The sequence below is a fragment of the Lewinellaceae bacterium genome (assembly GCA_020636135.1).
GTDB lineage: Bacteria > Bacteroidota > Bacteroidia > Chitinophagales > Saprospiraceae > JAGQXC01.
Map to the genome: position 1 here is coordinate 2,210,790 of JACJYK010000001.1, position 19,790 is coordinate 2,230,579.

At 49.1% G+C, this 19,790-nt stretch carries 9 protein-coding genes; 6 read left to right on the plus strand and 3 right to left on the minus strand.

Going from position 1 to position 19,790, the window contains the following annotated elements:
• Position 1 precedes the first annotated feature (1 nt).
• Positions 2-322: a cupin domain-containing protein gene (locus H6570_08330; protein MCB9319274.1), complete on the minus strand. Its 321-nt coding sequence runs from the start codon at positions 320-322 to the stop codon at positions 2-4.
• A gap of 10 nt (positions 323-332) precedes the next feature.
• Positions 333-3,188, minus strand: coding sequence for a leucine--tRNA ligase (locus tag H6570_08335; protein MCB9319275.1), 2,856 nt, complete (start codon positions 3,186-3,188; stop codon positions 333-335).
• Between the two features lie 199 nt (positions 3,189-3,387).
• Between H6570_08335 and H6570_08340 the strand changes: the two genes are divergently transcribed.
• Entirely contained in the window at positions 3,388-4,089 is a 702-nt protein-coding gene (locus H6570_08340) for a hypothetical protein (GenBank protein MCB9319276.1), read from the plus strand.
• 26 nt (positions 4,090-4,115) lie between these two features.
• On the opposite strand, the gene H6570_08345 is transcribed toward H6570_08340, so the two are convergent.
• Positions 4,116-4,709 (minus strand): hypothetical protein, encoded by a 594-nt coding sequence (locus tag H6570_08345; GenBank protein MCB9319277.1) that lies wholly within the window; start codon positions 4,707-4,709, stop codon positions 4,116-4,118.
• Between the two features lie 141 nt (positions 4,710-4,850).
• Here H6570_08345 and H6570_08350 point away from each other — a divergent pair, with 141 nt between their 5' ends.
• The 5 genes from H6570_08350 (at position 4,851) to H6570_08370 (ending at position 19,434) form a co-directional block, all read left to right on the plus strand.
• Complete coding sequence (locus tag H6570_08350) at positions 4,851-5,171, plus strand: DUF3098 domain-containing protein (GenBank protein MCB9319278.1); 321 nt, start codon at positions 4,851-4,853, stop codon at positions 5,169-5,171.
• Positions 5,172-5,178: 7 nt separating this feature from the next.
• Positions 5,179-5,976, plus strand: coding sequence for an undecaprenyl-diphosphate phosphatase (locus H6570_08355; protein ID MCB9319279.1), 798 nt, complete (start codon positions 5,179-5,181; stop codon positions 5,974-5,976).
• A gap of 4 nt (positions 5,977-5,980) precedes the next feature.
• Positions 5,981-6,709: a tRNA pseudouridine(55) synthase TruB gene (truB, locus tag H6570_08360; protein ID MCB9319280.1), complete on the plus strand. Its 729-nt coding sequence runs from the start codon at positions 5,981-5,983 to the stop codon at positions 6,707-6,709.
• A 61-nt stretch (positions 6,710-6,770) separates the two neighbouring features.
• Positions 6,771-7,730 carry a DUF3078 domain-containing protein gene (locus H6570_08365; protein ID MCB9319281.1) on the plus strand — a complete coding sequence of 320 codons (960 nt, stop codon included), beginning with the start codon at positions 6,771-6,773 and terminating at the stop codon, positions 7,728-7,730.
• Between the two features lie 337 nt (positions 7,731-8,067).
• Entirely contained in the window at positions 8,068-19,434 is an 11,367-nt protein-coding gene (locus H6570_08370; protein ID MCB9319282.1) for a hypothetical protein, read from the plus strand.
• The last annotated feature ends 356 nt before the right edge of the window (positions 19,435-19,790 follow it).

A 19,790-nucleotide genomic window follows, 5' to 3' on the forward strand; every position in this document is an offset into this window, starting at 1 on the left:
CTTAGCGATAATCTTCTCGGACCGGATGAAAGACATCCAATACTTTGACCTCTGTGATGGCTTTTCCTCCATGTGGTCGATTGGAAGGTATGACCAGGATATCACCGGCTGTCAACCGGTGGGTTACCCCATCCAGTGTTAACTCCAATTCTCCCTCCATCATGTTGATCACCTGTTCATGATGATGGTGGTGGGTCGGAAGGATTGATCCTTCAGCTATTGTCCAGTAGGCCAGTGTCATGGTATCGGTATGGATGAATTTTCCTTTAAATCCGGGCATCTTTTCCACAGCTGGCAGGTCATTGAGTTCTAGCTTATCCATTTTTTTCGGATTAGATGACAACATTAATCATTTTATTCGGTATCACGATGATCCGACGGATGGGCTTGCCTTCCGTCCATTTTTGCACCACTTCAAGGTCCTTAACCAGTGCCTCCACTTCTTTCTGTGGGACATCAATACCCAAGCCTAATTCTCCTCGTTTCTTGCCATTGATGCAAACCGGATAGATGACCTCAGATTCGGTGAGGAATTGTTCGTCGTATTGAGGCAGTCCGGTAAGATGTACTGAAACGCCATCGGAGTGAGAGGCATGCAACCGGTGCCACAGTTCTTCAGCGACATGGGGAGCAAATGGTGCAATCAACCGGACCAGAGGTTCCAGGATCTGTGTGCTGTGACATTCTTCCTTCTTCAGCTCATTCACGCAGATCATAAAGGCAGAAACACTGGTGTTGAACGAGAAGCGCTCGACATCTTCCCGTACTTTCTTAATGGTTTGGTGGAGTACCTTTAAAGCCGATTCACTGGGTTGGCTCTGGTCTGCAGACCAGTTTCCTTGTTCGTCTTCAAACAGGCTCCAAAACCGGCGGAGGAATTTAAAAACACCATCAATGCCCTTCGTATCCCATGGCTTGGCCTGCTGAATGGGGCCGAGAAACATCTCGTACATGCGGAAACAATCTGCTCCGTACTGTGCGACGATATCATCCGGATTAACAACATTGAAATACCGTTTTGACATTTTACCTACCTCGGACAAGGTGAGCATTTTGAACCCTGCCGGTACTTCTTCGCCCTTCTGCCAGGATCCGGATTTGGCAACGAACCGGGCTTCAGCAAATTCCGGGCGCCATTCGATAAAGGAGACTACACCCGTACCGTCCAGATGCGAATTTGGTGACCCGTAATCGGTGACATAATCAATGTGTACCGGTATCTTGGTGAATTGTTCGTCCTCTGCATCTATCAGCTCGGCACTATAGAAAACACTGATACCATCCTCCTTTTCCTTTTTAAGGTAAATGGATTCGATGACACCCTGGATCATGCCCTGGTTGATCAATTTGCGGAAGGGCTCAGGGGTAGGGGTGATGCCCTTGTCGAACAGGAATTTATGCCAGAACCTGGAATACATCAGGTGTCCGACGGCATGTTCTGTCCCTCCCACATAGACATCCACATCCTGCCAGTACCGGATGGCTTCCGGAGAAGCCAGCTCATGGTTGTTCTGGGCGTCCATATACCGGAGATGGTACCACGATGATCCGGCATAACCGGGCATGGTGTCCGTTTCTCTGACCTTGCCGGGAGCGAAATGTACCCAATCTTCTTTGCGGGCGAGGGGTGACTTGCCTCCCGCACCGGGTTTGAAATCTTCCAGATCCGGCAGCGTCAGGGGCAATTCATCCATCTGCAGTGCATGGGGGACATCATCTCCATCGTAATAAATGGGGAATGGCTCACCCCAGTATCTCTGGCGGCTGAAAATGGCATCGCGTAATTTGTAATTGATTTTACGTACTCCCAGGCCCCAGCGCTCGATTTCGGCATTGACAGCCTGGATGGCATCCGGCACTTCCATGCCGGTTATGAAACCGGAATTGATGATTTTGCCCAGTTTGTCGTGTAGCGTGGCGCCCGGATAGTCACTTTTGTCAACCACATCGATGATGGGCAGCTCAAAGGTCGTGGCGAATGCCTGGTCACGTTCGTCGTCACTCGGTACGGCCATGATGGCACCGGTGCCGTAATCCTTTAACACGTATTCGCCGATCCAGATGGGTATCTGTTCATTGGTGAATGGGTTCAAGGCGTAGGATCCTGTAAACGCTCCGGTGACTTTTTTTACTTCAGCCATGCGGTCTACCTCAGACCGGCTTGCAACATATTCCTGATATATTTTGATCGCTTCAGCCTGGTCAGGAGTGGTCAGTACCGGTACCAGGTCGTGCTCCGGTGCCAGGACCATAAAAGTGGCTCCAAAGATCGTGTCCGGACGGGTAGTGAATATTTCGATCCGGGCGTCAGAATTCTCCACTTGAAAAAACAATTGGGCACCTTCGGACCGCCCGATCCAATTCCGTTGCATGGCTTTCAGGGCATCAGACCAGTCCACCTGATCGATGTCGTTTAGGAGACGCTCTGCATAAGCCGTAATACGCAGGGACCACTGGAGCATTGGTTTCTTTTCGACGGGATAGCCTCCGCGCTCGGACACGCCGTCCTTGACCTCATCGTTGGCAAGAACGGTGCCCAGCGCCTCACACCAGTTGACATAGGTGACTGTCCGGTAAGCAAGCCGGTAATTCATCAATGCATCACTTTGTTCGCGGGCAGTGAATTGCTTCCAGGCGTCCGCTGTGAATTCCAGCCGTTCACTGCTAAATGCCCTGATTCCGGCGGTTCCTGATGTCTCGAAATGGCGGATCAAATCGGCAATTGGCACGGCCTTGTTGGCATCGAGATCATAATAGTGGCTGAATAATTGCAAAAAGATCCATTGGGTCCAGTGGTAAAAATCGGGCTCACTGGTGCTTACCTCGCGACTCCAGTCGTAGTTGAAACCCAGATTTTCCAGTTGACTCCGGTACCGGCTGATGTTATCGGCGGTAGAGACTGCCGGATGGATGCCGGTCTGTATGGCATATTGCTCTGCCGGAAGCCCAAAAGAATCGTATCCCATCGGGTGCAGAACATTGTAACCCTGCATGCGCTTGAAGCGAGCCAGGATGTCCGTGGCAATGTATCCCAGCGGGTGACCAACATGCAGTCCGGCTCCACTTGGGTAGGGAAACATGTCCAGGACATAGAATTTAGGCCGGTCACCGCCATTGGTGACCCGGTAGACCTGGTTGTCTTGCCAATATTTCTGCCATTTTTTCTCGATAGCTCCGGGCTGGTACATGATCAAATTTTTGATTTGAAGCGCAAAATTAAGGAGAATATTGATGGATCAACTGCTTTTGGGGATCATCAATGTGTCTCTGCAAGGGTATTTCTAATAAGGCATCAAGTTAATAACGCAGGAAGATGCCTGGTATCCAATCTTTTGCATGTTTTGTTTACATTTAAATGAGGTAAAAATCTTCTAAAAAACTCGATGGATGATCAAAGTCTACAGTTTCTACATCCTTGCCTTTTTGCCCGTTTTGATCTATGGACAGGATGGATCGACCAATCAGGCGCAGGCCGCCATAGAGCAATTCAGACAGGGATCAGCACTGGTAAATGCTTTTGATAACCGGTATGAGGGAGTTAAGGGCACTCCATTTTATGCAGATGAGTGGCTCCCGGGCAGATTGGAAGTTGCCGGTGCGAAAGATCTTATTTCCGGAGTGCATTTACAGCTGGATGTTTTCAATCAGGAAATTTATGTCAGACCGGATGCGATGCATTCCTTCTTTAAAATGGAAAATGAAATCCGGTCTTTTCAATTGGTGCAAAATGGGGATACCTTGCTTTTTTATCGCGTAAATGCCGATGACATCAATCAGTCCTTGCACAAGAATTATTACCTGAAGTCTGTATGGCAAGGCCATCATCTCGCATTATACCAGCTGCCTTTCAAGATACTGCACAAAGCGGACTACCAGGGCGCTTATGCGACCGGAGATCGGTTTGATGAATTTCAGCCCGGAGATATGTGGTTCTTGTTTGATGGCAAGGATTATCAAAAAGTAAAGCTGAACGCTAAAGCGCTGGTCAAACTATTTCCCGATCTGAAGTCCGATCTGAAAAACAGGGAGATAACCACCGAACAGGACTTCATTGATGTTCTCCAATGGATCGACTTGCAGTTGCACTGAACCAGGCAGGGAAGCGGCTCCGGATATCAGGCCCGGGGACAGGTTCGGATAGGTGATATGTTGTCGATGAGAATATTCCCGTTATGAGTATACTTTTTATCGGTATCGTAGTAAGCTTCAAAGATCAGGTAGCGGATGTTTTTCTCAGGAGTAAATTCAAAGGAGAATAGCTTCCAATCGGTATTCGTTATTGGATCGGTTTCTCCCAGCAGCTGCGCTTTCTCACAGCGCTCATTACCTCCCCACAGGCGGAATTTAATGGGCTCATTGTATCCGGCATATGCTGGAGAATAGGCCAGTTGAAGACTGATCTGATAACAATCATCCTTTTTTAAGGTAGCTTTCAGCCGCTGGCCAATGGCTTCCCAGCTACCATTACTTCTGGTGATCAAACCTATATATGTTTCTCCGTCATAAGGTTGCAGGTAGACACCCCAAAACCCGGGCAGGATGTCGGGCGTGGTGCCTCGTTCACATTCGAGCCAACCAATCGGGGTGGTAGCATCTTTGGGTTCTCCCTCAAAGGAAGGATTGTCTAAAAGGATCTGACTGAATCCTAAATGAGTGATACAAAGGGTGCCGATCAAGCCCCAAAAACGGAGTTGGTGCGTTATCTTCATGGCGGCTAAGCTAGCTGTTTACCATTATTCAATGCAAATGCACATTGAATTATTTGTGAAGATAGACGGCCGTATAAAAAATATAATTAATAAAGCACATATTAACAGGTATCCCGTACCTTTGTGCCACAATCGCAAGCAATGAGTAAAAAGAAAGTAGTAACTACCACCTCTGCATCTGCTGCCAAGGAAAAAATAAAACCTACTTCCTCAAAAGTAAGGACAACAGTCACCAGGCAAACGAACGTTGAACTCACTTTCCACAAAGAAAATTACAAATGGATGGCGATTGGGTTTGGTGTGTTGATGTTGGGTATGTTTCTTATGATGGGCGGAAGCATGCCAAGCGATGATGTATGGGAGCCAGGCCGTATCTATAGTTTTACCCGTACGGTCATTGCCCCGGTTTTCATACTGGCCGGCTTGATCATTGAGATCTATGCCATCTTCAAAGTAAAGTAATTTTCAAATGAATCAGATTTTGGAAGCGGTAGTCCTGGGCATTGTTCAGGGGATTACCGAGTTTCTGCCGGTGAGCAGCAGTGGCCATCTGGAAATTTTCAAGGCTATTTTTGGAGATAATCACCATGGAGAGGCTTCTTTGCTGATGACCGTCGCTTTGCATTTTGCGACGGCATTGAGTACCGTAATTGTATTCCGTAAAGATATTGCTGCAATCCTTCACGATACCTTTCTCAAGAGAGGCTGGGAAAGCAAGCGGCTTGCTGTGCTGATCATTATTTCGATGATCCCCGCAGCACTGGTAGGCATTTTATTCGAAGATCAGATTGAATCCCTCTTTACCGGCAATTTGCTGTGGGTTGGATGCGCTTTGCTGATCACGGGCCTGTTGTTGTGGTTGTCTGACCGGATCAGCCACAGTGATCACCTCGTGGATCCGGTTCGAGCCATAGTTATTGGCATAGCTCAGGCCATCGCCATTATCCCGGGCATCTCCCGCTCAGGAGCTACCATAACGACCGCATTGTTTATGCGTACACAGCGTTACAATGCCACCCGATTTTCGTTTCTGATGGTGATCCCGCTCATTTTTGGCAAAATGGCTAAAGATCTGCTGGACGGCACACTGGAGAAAGTTGCCAGCACCGAGTGGGTACCGATGACGATTGGGTTTGTTGCCGCATTCATTACCGGCATATGGGCCTGTACATCAATGTTGAAATGGGTGCAAAATGCCAGGCTGAGATACTTTGCCTGGTATTGTTTCGTTATTGGTGCAGTAGCTATCCTGTATCATCTATTGTAATATCATGCAAGAAACAGTAATCGAGCCATTGGTTCCTCTAACCTTTAGTGATCTGGAAGAAGGGTGTACTCTCCTGGTGGATAAACCCCTGGACTGGACATCATTCGATGTTTGCCAGAAGATACGGTCGGTTGCGAAATACAAGTTAGGCCTTGATAAATTGAAAGTTGGACACGCCGGTACACTGGATCCGCGTGCTACCGGTCTTTTGATCATATGTCTTGGCAAACATACCAAGCGGCTCTCCGCATTTCAAAACTACAATAAGGAATATACCGGTGCTATCTTTCTTGGTGCGACGACTCCGTCTTACGATACAGAGACAACGGTAGACCGTGTCTATCCAACGGACCACATTTCTACTGAACTGCTCGAGTCAGTACGTCAACAATTCGTTGGCGCGGTGGATCAGATACCTCCAGCCTATTCCGCGATAAAAAAGGATGGGGTAAGGGCATACCAGGCAGCCCGGAAAGGTGAACCGATGGCTCTTAAATCCCGGCTCATCACCATCCTTGAGTTTGATCTAACACGGATTAATTTACCAGTTGTAGAATTCAGAGTGTCCTGCAGCAAAGGAACCTATATCCGGTCTCTGGCTTATGATTTTGGAAGGGCACTGAAAACAGGTGCTTATTTAAAGTCGCTGTGCCGTACGCGGGTGGGGCCTTTTAAGCTGGAAAATGCCTGGAATTTGGAGAAATTAGTCGAGGCCATTGATAATCTTTCCTAGATTTTAGGCGTTAACCTGATAAATATCAATCTTTATATATTCGTTTTAATTTTAATATCTAATGAAAAAGGCATCCATCCTGTTGCTTGGATTATTTTGTTTTGTTCAATTTATTGCCGCACAATCCAAGCAGGATGCTACCACACAAGCTGCAGAAGTTAAACCTGAAATCAAAGACACCTGTAATCCTGCGGATGTCTGGAGTTTTAAGAAGTCCGTATCACTTTTCCTCGCTCAGAATGCATTCAGCCCCTATTTCAAGGGGGGAGGCATCAATTCCATCGCATTGGGGACGCATGATGAATTTCTGTGGGTCTACAAATGCCAGGATCGTTCCTGGGAAAATAAGTTTAACCTGAAGTACGGGATCATCAAATTAGGGGATTTTCCATTCCAGAAGAATGAAGACCTCATTGAAATTGATTCCAAATACAACCATCAGTTTAGCAAACACCTGCGTCTGACCGGGTTGTTCAATATACAGACCCGCATCCACGACCATTATGAGATCAAGAAAACCGGTGAAAGGGGAAAGCTGATCGGTAATTTTTTCGCTCCGGCATTTATCAACCTGGGCACCGGGTTGGATTATGTTCTCTGGAACAAGGCTTTCTCCATTTATTATACCCCGATCAACAGTAAAATTACCATCGTCCATGACCCCGGTTTAGCCGCACAATATTTGCCGGCCGAGTTTGTAAATCGGGGTGTACGTTATGAGCTAGGAACCCTGATCCGGGTTCAAATCAAGAAAGAGATCATGGAAAATGTGGTCTTTGAAACCATTGGGAACTTCTTTACGAATCATCTCAACAGCTTCGGCAATTTTGACGTGGATGTTGAGAACAAGCTGGATTTTAAAATCAATAAATTCCTTTCTGCCAACATCGTCACGAAGTTAGTCTATGACGAAGATATCCTCTTCGATATTGTTGATTCCGAAGGGGTGGAGACGGGAGTTAAAGGCCCGCGTACCCAGTTTCAGGAGCGATTTAATATCGGGTTGTCGCACACGTTTTAGGGACTCCAATTTCAATGCAGACCAACTCCCGATCTGCTACTTTTAACTGATAATATCTACTCTGGTTTACAGCATTGCGAGTAAACCGGATCCAAAAGATGAACCTTAAAATTGCATGGTTTAACACCATCTAACAGATCTTAAGCAGGATTCCTACTAAACACTCTGCCGAGCCTGCAAGATTTAGTTAATTTTTTATGTATAAAATGTTTAAATCAAGACGGTTAAATATTTTTTTGATGGCAAATTCTATTTAACAGGTTTCCTGAACAGGTTGTTTGTTTATATTTACTATTGAATTGTACAACCTCTAATTGGAACAACTGAAATCTGAGACATGACCTACCTGTACCTGATGCCCGTCAAGTGGTTCATTTTCACTTGCTTACTGTTGGTATCTTTGCCGACCCACGTAGGAACTGAAGTACATTCTGGAGATCAAAATGCACCGGAAATCACTAAGCCTACTGCGGAGCTACAAGAAAATAATCAATCTGGTGAACAATTACAATCCCTGGGTGACTGGCTTACCCCGGATGGTAAGCTTAACGTGCCGGAAGGGTTTTCCGGTAGTTTGGATCCGACCGGATTTAAGATGTCTTATGGGCTGGATGGAGCTCCGGTTTTTTTACCGGATGCGATGACGGATTGCCAAAGCGACACCTGTTGGAATGCACTAGGCGCTGGATTGACTAATTCAGTTTGGGCGATTGCGATATCAGGGAGTGATGTGTACGTGGGAGGCGAGTTCACGGATGCGGGGGGCGTAGCAGCTGCGGATTATATTGCCTGGTGGGATGGGAGTAATTGGAATGAACTGGGTACGGGATTAAATAATACGGTCTTAGCGATCGGAATTTCTGGCAGTGATGTGTACGTGGGAGGGCACTTCACGGATGCGGGCGGTGTGGCTGCTGCAGATTATGTAGCAAGATGGGATGGGAGTAGTTGGCAGGCGCTGGGCGCTGGATTAAATAATACTGTTTGGGCAATTGTAATTAATGGAAGTGATGTCTACGTGGGAGGTGAATTTGCAAATGCAGGAGGCGTAGCTGCAGCTGATCATATCGCTCGATGGAGTGGTAGTAATTGGTTTGCACTTGGTTCTGGATTGAACAATGTGGTTTTTTCAATTGCAATAAATGGGATTGATATCTATGTCGGGGGATCATTTACTAATGCAGGAGGGGTTGCAGCTGCAGATAATATTGCCCGTTGGGATGGGAGTTCCTGGAATGCACTGGGTACGGGATTAAATAATTTGGTCTTTGCGATAGCAATTAGCGGAAGTGATGTCTACGTGGGTGGTAAATTTACAAATGCAGGAGGAGTAGCTGCTGCGGATAATGTCGCCCGCTGGGATGGCAGCAACTGGAATGCCCTGGGACCTGGATTGAATAATGAAGTCCGTGCCATTGTGATCTCAGGGAGTGATGTGTACGTGGGAGGGCATTTCACGGATGCGGGCGGTGTGGCTGCTGCAGATTATGTAGCAAGATGGGATGGCAGCAATTGGCAGGCGCTGGGCGCTGGATTAAATAATACAGTCTTAGCGATCGGAATTTCAGGGAGTGATGTGTACGTGGGGGGGGACTTCACAGATGCAGGCGGTGTGGCTGAGGCAGATCGAGTCGCCCGTTGGTCTATTGGGTGTAATATGGATTATTGCAGTTGTTGGGAAACATTGGATTTGGGATTAAATAATGTGGTCAGAACGATCGCGATCTCTGGTAGTGATGTGTACGTGGGGGGGGACTTCACGGATGCCGGCGGTGTGGCTGCTGCAGATTATGTCGCCCGCTGGGATGGCAGCAACTGGAATGCCCTGGGACCTGGATTGAATGGTGGAGTCCGTGCCATTGTGATCTCAGGGAGTGATATATATGTGGGTGGGTATTTTACAAATGCAGGAGGAGTAGCTGCAGCTGATCATATTGCTCGGTGGAACGGTAGTAATTGGTTTGCCCTTGGTTCTGGATTGAACAGTTGGGTTTGGGCAATTGCAATTAATGGAAGTGATGTGTATGTAGGAGGGGTCTTCACGAATGCGGGCGGCGTGGCGGCTGCAGATCGGATCGCACGCTGGGATGGGAGCAATTGGAATGCGCTAGCTTCGGGATTAAATACTACGGTCGAAGCAATAGCAATTAGTGGAAATGATGTGTACGTGGGGGGGGGCTTCACGGATGCCGGAGGAGTAGCTGCTGCTGACTATATCGCCCGTTGGGATGGATCCAATTGGAATGCGCTGGGAAATGGTTTAAATGGTGGGGTCGCAGCAATAGCAATTAGTGGAAATGATGTGTACGTGGGGGGAGGCATTCAATCGATCAATTACATTGGACGATTCACTTGCGGAGGGGATATGGTGCCACCCTCCATCACCTGCCCGGGCGATCAGACGGTCTATGCAGATGGAGCATGCGGCGACATCCTGGGAGATTATACTTTCCTGGCTGTAGTAACCGATGATCAGGATCCCAGTCCGGTCGTTTCCCAGAAACCAATGGCCGGGTCAACCATAATTAGCGACACTGCGGTCACGCTTTATGCGACCGATGCATCGGGAAATGTGGATAGTTGTTCATTTATGGTCATCATGCAAGACACCACTGCACCCACTGCTGTTTGTCAGAATATTACCGTCTACCTGGATGGTAGCGGCAATGCGAGCATTACAGCAGCCGATGTGGACGGTGGCAGCAGCGATAATTGTTCGGTGAGTAACTTATCAGCTAGTTCGACTTCGTTCAATTGTGCAGACCTGGGTGGCAATTCGGTAACCCTGACGGTGACCGATGCCAGCGGAAATATGAAGTCCTGTATGGCCACGGTGACGGTTCAAGATACCACTTCACCGACCGCCGTATGCCAGAACATCACCGTCTACCTGGATGGCAGTGGCAATGCGAGCATCGCAGCAGGCGATGTGGACGGTGGTAGCACGGATAATTGTGGTGTGAGCAACCTATCGGCCAGTCTCACTTCGTTCACCTGTGCAGATCTGGGAGGCAATTCAGTGACATTGACGGTGTCCGATGCCAGCGGGAACATGAAGACGTGCATGGCGACGGTGACCGTCCAGGACACCACTGCACCGATAGCCGTTTGTCAGAACATTACCGTATTCTTGGATGGTAGCGGCAATGCGAGCATTACAGCATCCGATGTGGATGGTGGTAGTGCAGATAACTGTTCGGTGAGTAATTTATCAGCTAGTTCGACTGCGTTCACTTGTGCAGATCTGGGAGGGAATTCAGTGACCTTGACGGTGTCCGATGCCAGCGGGAATATGAAGTCCTGTATGGGCACGGTGACTGTCCAGGACACGACTTCACCAACCGCCGTATGCCAGAACATCACCGTCTACCTGGATGGCAGTGGCAATGCGAGCATCGCAGCAGGCGATGTGGACGGTGGTAGCACAGATAATTGTGCCGTGAGCAATCTATCGGCCAGTCCCACTTCGTTCACTTGTGCAGATCTGGGTGCCAATCCGGCGACCCTGACGGTGTCCGATGCCAGCGGGAACATGAAGACGTGCATGGCGACGGTGACCGTCCAGGACACCACTGCACCGATAGCCGTTTGTCAGAACATTACCGTATTCTTGGATGGTAGCGGCAATGCGAGCATAACAGCATCCGATGTGGATGGTGGTAGTGCAGATAACTGTTCGGTGATTAATCTATCGGCCAGTCCTACTTCGTTCACTTGTGCAGATCTGGGAGGCAATTCAGTGACATTGACGGTGTCCGATGCGAGCGGGAATATGAAGTCCTGTTTGGCGACGGTGACTGTCCAGGACACGACTGCACCGACCGCCGTTTGTCAGAACATCACGGTCTTTCTGGATGGTAGTGGTAGCGCGAGCATCACCGCTGCCGATGTGGATGGTGGTAGTAGCGATAACTGTTCGGTGAGTAATCTATCTGCCAGCTCCACTTCGTTCACCTGTGCAGATCTGGGAGGCAATTCAGTGACATTGACGGTGTCCGATGCCAGCGGGAACATGAAGACGTGCATGGCGACGGTGACCGTCCAGGACACCACTGCACCGATAGCCGTTTGTCAGAACATTACCGTATTCTTGGATGGTAGCGGCAATGCGAGCATTACAGCATCCGATGTGGATGGTGGTAGTGCAGATAACTGTTCGGTGAGTAATTTATCAGCTAGTTCGACTGCGTTCACCTGTGCAGACCTAGGAGGCAATTCAGTGACATTGACAGTGTCCGATGCCAGCGGGAACATGAAGTTCTGTATGGCCACGGTGACGGTCCAGGATACCACTTCACCGACCGCCGTATGCCAGAACATCACCGTCTACCTGGATGGCAGTGGCAATGCGAGCATCACCGCCGCCGATGTGGACGGTGGTAGCACAGATAATTGTGCCGTGAGCAATCTATCGGCTAGTCCCACTTCGTTCACCTGTGCAGATCTGGGAGGCAATTCAGTGACATTGACGGTGTCCGATGCCAGCGGGAACATGAAGACGTGCATGGCGACGGTGACCGTCCAGGACACCACTGCACCGATAGCCGTTTGTCAGAACATTACCGTATTCTTGGATGGTAGCGGCAATGCGAGCATTACAGCATCCGATGTGGATGGTGGTAGTGCAGATAACTGTTCGGTGAGTAATTTATCAGCTAGTTCGACTGCATTCACCTGTGCAGACCTAGGAGGCAATTCAGTGACATTGACAGTGTCCGATGCCAGCGGGAATATGAAGTCCTGTATGGGCACGGTGACTGTCCAGGACACCACTGCACCCACTGCCATTTGTCAGAACATCACCGTTTATCTGGATGGAAGTGGTAATGCGAGCATTACTGGAGCCGATGTGGATGGCGGCAGCAGCGATAATTGCATGGTGGCTAGCTTGTCAGCCAGTCCCACTTCGTTCACTTGCGCAGATCTGGGAGGCAATTCAGTGACCTTGACGGTGTCCGATGCCAGCGGGAACATGAAGTCCTGTATGGCCACGGTGACCGTCCAGGACACGACTTCACCCACTGCCGCTTGTCAGAACATCACCGTTTTCCTGGATGGTAGTGGTAATGCGAGCATTACAGGAGGCGATGTAGATGGAGGCAGCAGCGATAATTGCATGGTGGCTAGCTTGTCAGCCAGTCCAAGTGCCTTTACCTGTGCAGATATTGGAGCCAATTCGGTTATGTTGACGGTTGTTGATGTGAGTTCGAACAGCAATACGTGTATGGCGACGGTAACGGTGCAGGACTCTGTTGCGCCGGTAGCCATCTGTCAAAATATCACGGTCTTCCTGAATGGTGCAGGTACTGCAACGGTTTTTCCGAGTGATGTCGATGGTGGTAGCTCGGATAATTGCGGCATCGGAGGACAAAGCAGTTCACCGGCAGTCTTCAACTGTTCCGATACAGGACCAAATAATGTAACCCTTACCATAACCGATGTGAATGGAAACGATAAAAATTGTATCAGTGTAGTTACGGTACAAGACACGACTGCACCTACAGCAGTTTGTCAGGACATCACAGTATATTTGGATGGGGCCGGTAATGCCTCGATTACCGGAAGCGATGTGGATGGCGGCAGTTTTGACAACTGTTCGGTTAGTAGCACATCAGCAAGTCCTACCTCCTTTACCTGTGCAAACCTGGGAGCCAATTCGGTGACCCTAACGGTTACGGATGCGAGCTTGAACAGCAAGACTTGCACGGCAACGGTCGCGGTGCAGGACACAGTTGCGCCTACAGCAGTTTGCCAGAACATCACCGTCTATCCGAATGGAAGCGGTAATGCCAGCATTACCGGCAATGATGTGGATGGAGGCAGCACGGACAATTGTGCGGTGACTGGTAGAACAGTATCACCTAATAATTTCAATTGTGGGAATCTTACCCCCGTCCCGGTCACCCTTACCATAACCGATGCCAGTTCAAACTCCAGTTCTTGTACTGCGATCATTAGAGTTCTGGATACCACGGCTCCTACAGCTATTTGTAAGGATGTCACTTTAAATCTTGACCCCGGAGGAATCGTTGGTGTGGATGGGTATAACATTGTTAGCAGCAGTACGGACAACTGTTCATTGATCATACCACTTGAAGGTTTTATTATATTTAATTGCAGCGACATTGGAATAAACTCATTGCCATTCTCAGTACGTGATATTGCCGGTAATACCGACATGTGTACAGCCATGATAACTGTTCAGGACAATATCCCTCCTGTTGCTCAATGCAAGGATATTACCATTGAACTGGATGCCATGGGGCAGGCTGTTATTACCGGAGATGACATCGATAATGGCAGTACCGATAATTGTACAATAACGAACAGAACAGCTAGTCCGGATACCTTTACCTGTAGTGATATCGGATCCAATATGGTAACGTTAACCGTAATGGATCAAAGTGGAAATACTGATAATTGCATGAGTAGTGTCACGGTCCGGGATACGACGCCACCTACTCTTCTATGCCGTGATCTGACGATCGACCTGGATAATAGTGGGAATGCCAGCCTTAGTGTCAATGACCTCAATCCCATGGGTTCAACAACCTACACAGTAAATGCCATTACCTACAACCCGATTGATATTCCTTCTGGAACCCAGTTTACACTTGGCGATGATGCCGTTTCAGGTTATTTGCCGATTGGATTTGACTTTATTTTCTTTGGTGAAACGAAATCGCAATTCAGGCTTGGATCGAATGGATTCGTCACCTTTGCGTCCAGCACTGCTTCCGGGTGTTGTTCAGGACAATTCATACCAAACACGACATTTCCGAACGATCTGATTGCTTTGGCTTGGGAGGATCTTGATCCAGGAAACGGAGGCGCTCCTGGTGTTAATCTTCTCCGATACCAAACAGTTGGCACAGCACCTAACCGGGTCCTGGTTTTAGAATTGTATAATGTTGATCATTATCCATCCGGGGATCGTGTTTCGCTGCATTTGCAATTGTATGAAAGCACTAATGTGATTGAAATACATACTACTTCCCAACCGGCGACTTGTTGTAATCATACCCGGGGCATTGAAAATGCTACCGGCACGGAGGCTTATGCAGTACCGGGGAGGAATGCTACCACATGGACGGCAACCAATGATGCCTATTCCTTTAATCCGGTTAATAGTGATGTGGTGTCTGATGCTTGTGGCGTAAGTTCAAGTTATCTCAGTCAAACTGCATTTACCTGCCAGAATTTGGGGGCTAATATGGTTTATCTGATTGCTGTTGATAATAATGGAAATCAGGATTCTTGTTTGTCCAATGTGACCGTCGCTGACCCGAGCAATTTCTGTTGTGACACGCCGAGTATCACGTGTCCTGCGGATATCACGGTGACGGCTGATCCTTTTGCCTGCGAGGTTGCGGTGAGTTACGCGGATCCTACGGTGATGAGCAACTGTACACCAGTGATCACACAGTTTTCCGGCCCAATGATGGACAGCCTTTTAGCTTTTGGGATGTATACAGTTCAATTCGAGGCGAGTAATGGACCCACGTTGAAAGACACGTGCTCATTTACGATCACGGTGCTGGAGAACGGGCGGTCACAACCGTTGCAATCCACAGCGAAACGAGCGGCGGCAGGCCTGGCGTGCCAGGATCATGTGAACATCAGCCTGAGCAGTGACTGCCAGCGTGTGATCACCGCTCGTGATGTGCTGCTGACAGGTAGCGCCGGTTGTATCGACCGCTACAACTGCGAGGTGTTTATACCGGGATCACTGACACCCATCCCGGGAGCTACCCTGACTTACGAGCACGTCGGTCAGACCCTGACCTATGTGGTGGAAGACATCCAGTCGGGTGGCAAATGCTGGGGGACATTGAAACTGGAAGACAAACTGGGCCCACAAATTTATTGTCAGAACGATACGATCAGCTGCCTGCAGATGAGTGAGCGGGAAGACCTGGTCGTGATCACGGATCTGTGCCAGCCGTTCCCGACTACGACGGATATTCTGGAGAAGCAGTGGACGGATCTGGGTTGCGATGACCGCGAGTTCATCGGTTACCTGGCACGGAAAGTTAGAGCCACCGACGTTTGGGGCAACTACGCCGAATGCCGCGATACGCTCTTTGTACGCAAAGAGACGATCGACAGCCTGGTTTGCGGACCGGATACCCTGATCGAATGCACAACCGAAGTGGTCCGCAATGGCAAGACGGTCGAACTGTTGTGGAATGTTGGCAAGAACGGCGACACCTACCTGGATGCCCAGGGTTATGCGCACCCATGGCCGACGAAAGGGAACGGTTATTTCCCGGCTCCTTATCTGAAGAGCACTCAGCCAGGCCAGGCCCCCGGATATTTGATTCCGGTCAAAACCGATGCAGGTCCTGACTTCACCAATACCGGCAAATGCCAGATTGTATTTGATTACGAAGATCATATCGTACCGACCTGTGGCAAGTCTTATAAGATTCGCCGGACCTGGCACATCTATGATTGGTGTGGCCGGCGTGATACGACGTGTGTGCAGTGGTTTAAGATTACGGATACCGAGGCGCCGGTGATAAAAGAAGCATACCTCAACCCGATCGATGATCATGGAGGCACGAGCTGTGAAGAAGTGCCTGCATCCTTGAATCGCCTTGCCCGTGAGAAGGGCGCCCTGGTAGCCTGCGAAGTGTTGAAAGCAGAGGTGGATCCCCACGACTGTAAAGCGACGGTCATCCTGCCTGATCCACGGGCCTGGGTACTGAAAGATTGCGATGATGTGCTGGAGGTCTACTATGAGATCGAATACATCGATCCATCGCATCCCGGCAAGACACTGCTCGAATCGGGAAATATTGCAGAAGGGGAGACTGCTCATGTCTATCTCCCTGAAGGCTGGCATAATGTGTTGTACCACATCCGTGACCGCTGCTGGAACGAGACCTTGTTACTGCAGGGCATCAGCGTCTACGACAACACACCGCCGACGCCGGTGTGTGATGAGATCACGCAGGTGACGCTGGATCCGGAGAAATGCTGGGCCCGGGTTTATGCGAAGGACCTGGACGATGGCAGTCATGACAACTGCTGTGATCAGTTGCATTTTGCGGTGGCCAATATGGACAGTGTAATCTACTGGCGCAATTACTGGCACGAATACTTCCTTGACTGTGTGGGGCACAGCGACTATTATGCCAACCAGGACCGTTACGACACCTTCATTGAAGAGTGGATCAATACGTTTGTGTTTGACGATTACATCGATGTGACGGAATGCGGCAGCGAACAATTAATATTACGGGTCTATGAAGCTTGTGGAGTTCCAGCCTATGATCCACATACGTTTTATGGAGGAGAGCACGAATGGTACTGGTACAATAAATCCTTGTCATTTCAAGCGTTCTACCTGTGGAAGCTGGATGAGTTCATCAATCATGGTGACCCTCGATATAATTTTGGTTGTGTTGAAGGTTCTATAACCCTTGATTTACCATTGTTGGTTGTTGGCCTATTTGCAGAACATGGAGCAAATGATGCTGTTTTAACTGAAAATGGATATCTCGGATGTAATATTTCGCTTTCACCCAGCGCGTCATCTGTTGAATTATTTTTTCCCGAGCTCAGTAAATTGCACGCGCCTTCTCCATCGGCCATGTGTGTATGGCAAATTTTGACGCCTGAAGCTATTGCAGATTGGAAAAAACGCGTCTTTGAACCCTACCGGACCGAAGCAGAGATTACGAAAGCGTTAAATCTTACCAAGATTTATTACACACCGGTTAGGTATAACGACTGCATGATCGAAGTACGCAAGGATGACAAAACCCCTCCGGTGGTGGTAGCCCCTGAAGATGTCACGGTGTACTGTGATGGCGTACCTTACTGGTGGGAGCTGACGAAGAGCTATGCCGGAGGTACCAAAACCGCGACGGTGAAAGGGCATGGAGCCTCCTTTACGCATGATGTATGTGAAGGAGAAGATGCACTAGCTACCTATTGCGCAGATCCTTACATTTACCCGATAGGAAGAAACACTTCAGATGCACCGGTTGAAGTAGCGCAGGTATGCTGCGTGGAGATCCCCTGGGATGGAGGAGACTTCGGCTACTATGGTGGTTCGGTCTGCGGCGAGTACAGCTATGCCGGTGGCGTCAACTGCGATGAATACAGCTACTGGTACCACGATCACAACTGGCAGCCGATCTACTGCCGCTTGTGGCTGATGCTGGATAAATACGACAACCCGAACGGTGGACATCCGAACCCGCAAAGTTACTTTGACGAGACGGCGGAAGACTGGGTGATTACGGACAATTGCTGGGCGCCGGAAACGGAAGTGGAATACAGTGGCAGCCTGAACGAATGTGGGGTAGGGACGCTGACCAAGACGGTGACGGCTACCGACAAGTGTGGTAACACGGCATACGACACGCAGACCCTGTATGTGAAGCCACGCTCCGACTTTGAAGTGATCTTCCCGAAAGATGTGGTTGTGAACTGTACCGATGAAGCAAATCTTGCTGCAGACCGCACGGGAGCGGGTTATCCGGAGATCAGCGACGACGACTGTGAGCTGATCGGGGTGACGTACTCGGATGAGCGCTACGATGTGACGGAAGGCTGCTATAAGATCTTACGGACCTGGAAGCTGATCGACTGGTGTGTTTATTCACCGGACCTGCACAGCCGCTATCCGGATGTGATCGTCGACGACCGGTTGGTAGCGAGTGAGAGCAGATGCTGCATCCACCGCAACCTGAAAGATGATGGCGATGGTTACATGACCTATCTGCAGGTGATCAAAGTAATCGACGACGAAGCGCCGGTGATCGAATGCAATGAGCTGGCCGAAACCTGCATCCTGGACAACAACTGCGATGCAGCAACGGTACGGTACGAATTGCTGGCTTCGGGCACGGACAACTGCGCGGCACCCGAGGAGATCCAATACCGCTACACGGTATTGGCCGGAGAGACCACGCCGATAGCGTATGGACAAGGCCATGAATTAACAGCAGAACTGGCCGTAGGCACCTATGGTGTCTGGCTGGTGGGTAAGGACCGTTGTGGCAACGAGGACAGCTGCTACACGACATTTACGATAAGAGACTGCAAGAACCCTACACCCTATTGTTACCATGGCATCGCCACGGTGGTGATGAGTCCTACGGGCGAAGTAGAAGTATGGGCAACAGACTTCGATGCGGGCAGCTACGACAACTGTACGACAGCCGATAACCTGATCCTGAGCTTCACGGAAGACGGAGAAACACCAAGCATAACCTTCACCTGTGCCGATATTCCGGACGGACGTTCCCAGGAGATTGAGGTAGAGATCTGGGTCATCGATGAAGCCGGCAACAAGGATTTCTGCACGACGACGTTGTTGCTGCAGGACAACACCGGTAATGCCTGCCAGGACAGCAGTCCGTTAACGGAGTCGGGATCCGGAGTAGCATCACCGGGACAAAAGGTAAAAGGAGAAGGGATAAGGACCCCAGAACTCTATCAGAATACGCCGAACCCCTTCAGCGGAGAGACAAAGATTGGCTTCTGGTTGCCGGAGAGCATGACAGCCACGCTGCGGGTAATGGATGTGACGGGCAAGGAGTTGTACCGGCTGAGTGGAACCTATTCAGGTGGTAATCATCTGATCACGCTGGAAGCGGGCAGCATCCCTGAAGTAAAAGGGGTCTTGTTCTATCAGCTGGAAACGGAAAGAGGCGTATTGAATAAACGAATGGTCAAGGTGAATTAAATTCATGCTGACATTACACTAACTTTCGTCAATATGGGATGCTGACCGATGCTGACCGACCAAAGGGAGCGTCAGTAGAGCGTCAGTAGATGCTAATAACGCGCCAGCGTTCGTCAGCAAGTGCCTGGCTGTCCGTTTAGACGGACTATATAACGTAATGCTTTAGGTTCATTAAATCCTGACAATTGTATTTGTCTGGGTCCACCTATATAAAATTAATTTAATATGATTATTTATATATTAAAATAATTCATATCTTTAATCCATTGTAGCTTTCCTTCAATTGTGTTCTGGACTAAAATATTTAAAATAAGAATATTTTACCCCACGATATTTGACGTACCTTGTAGGAGGAT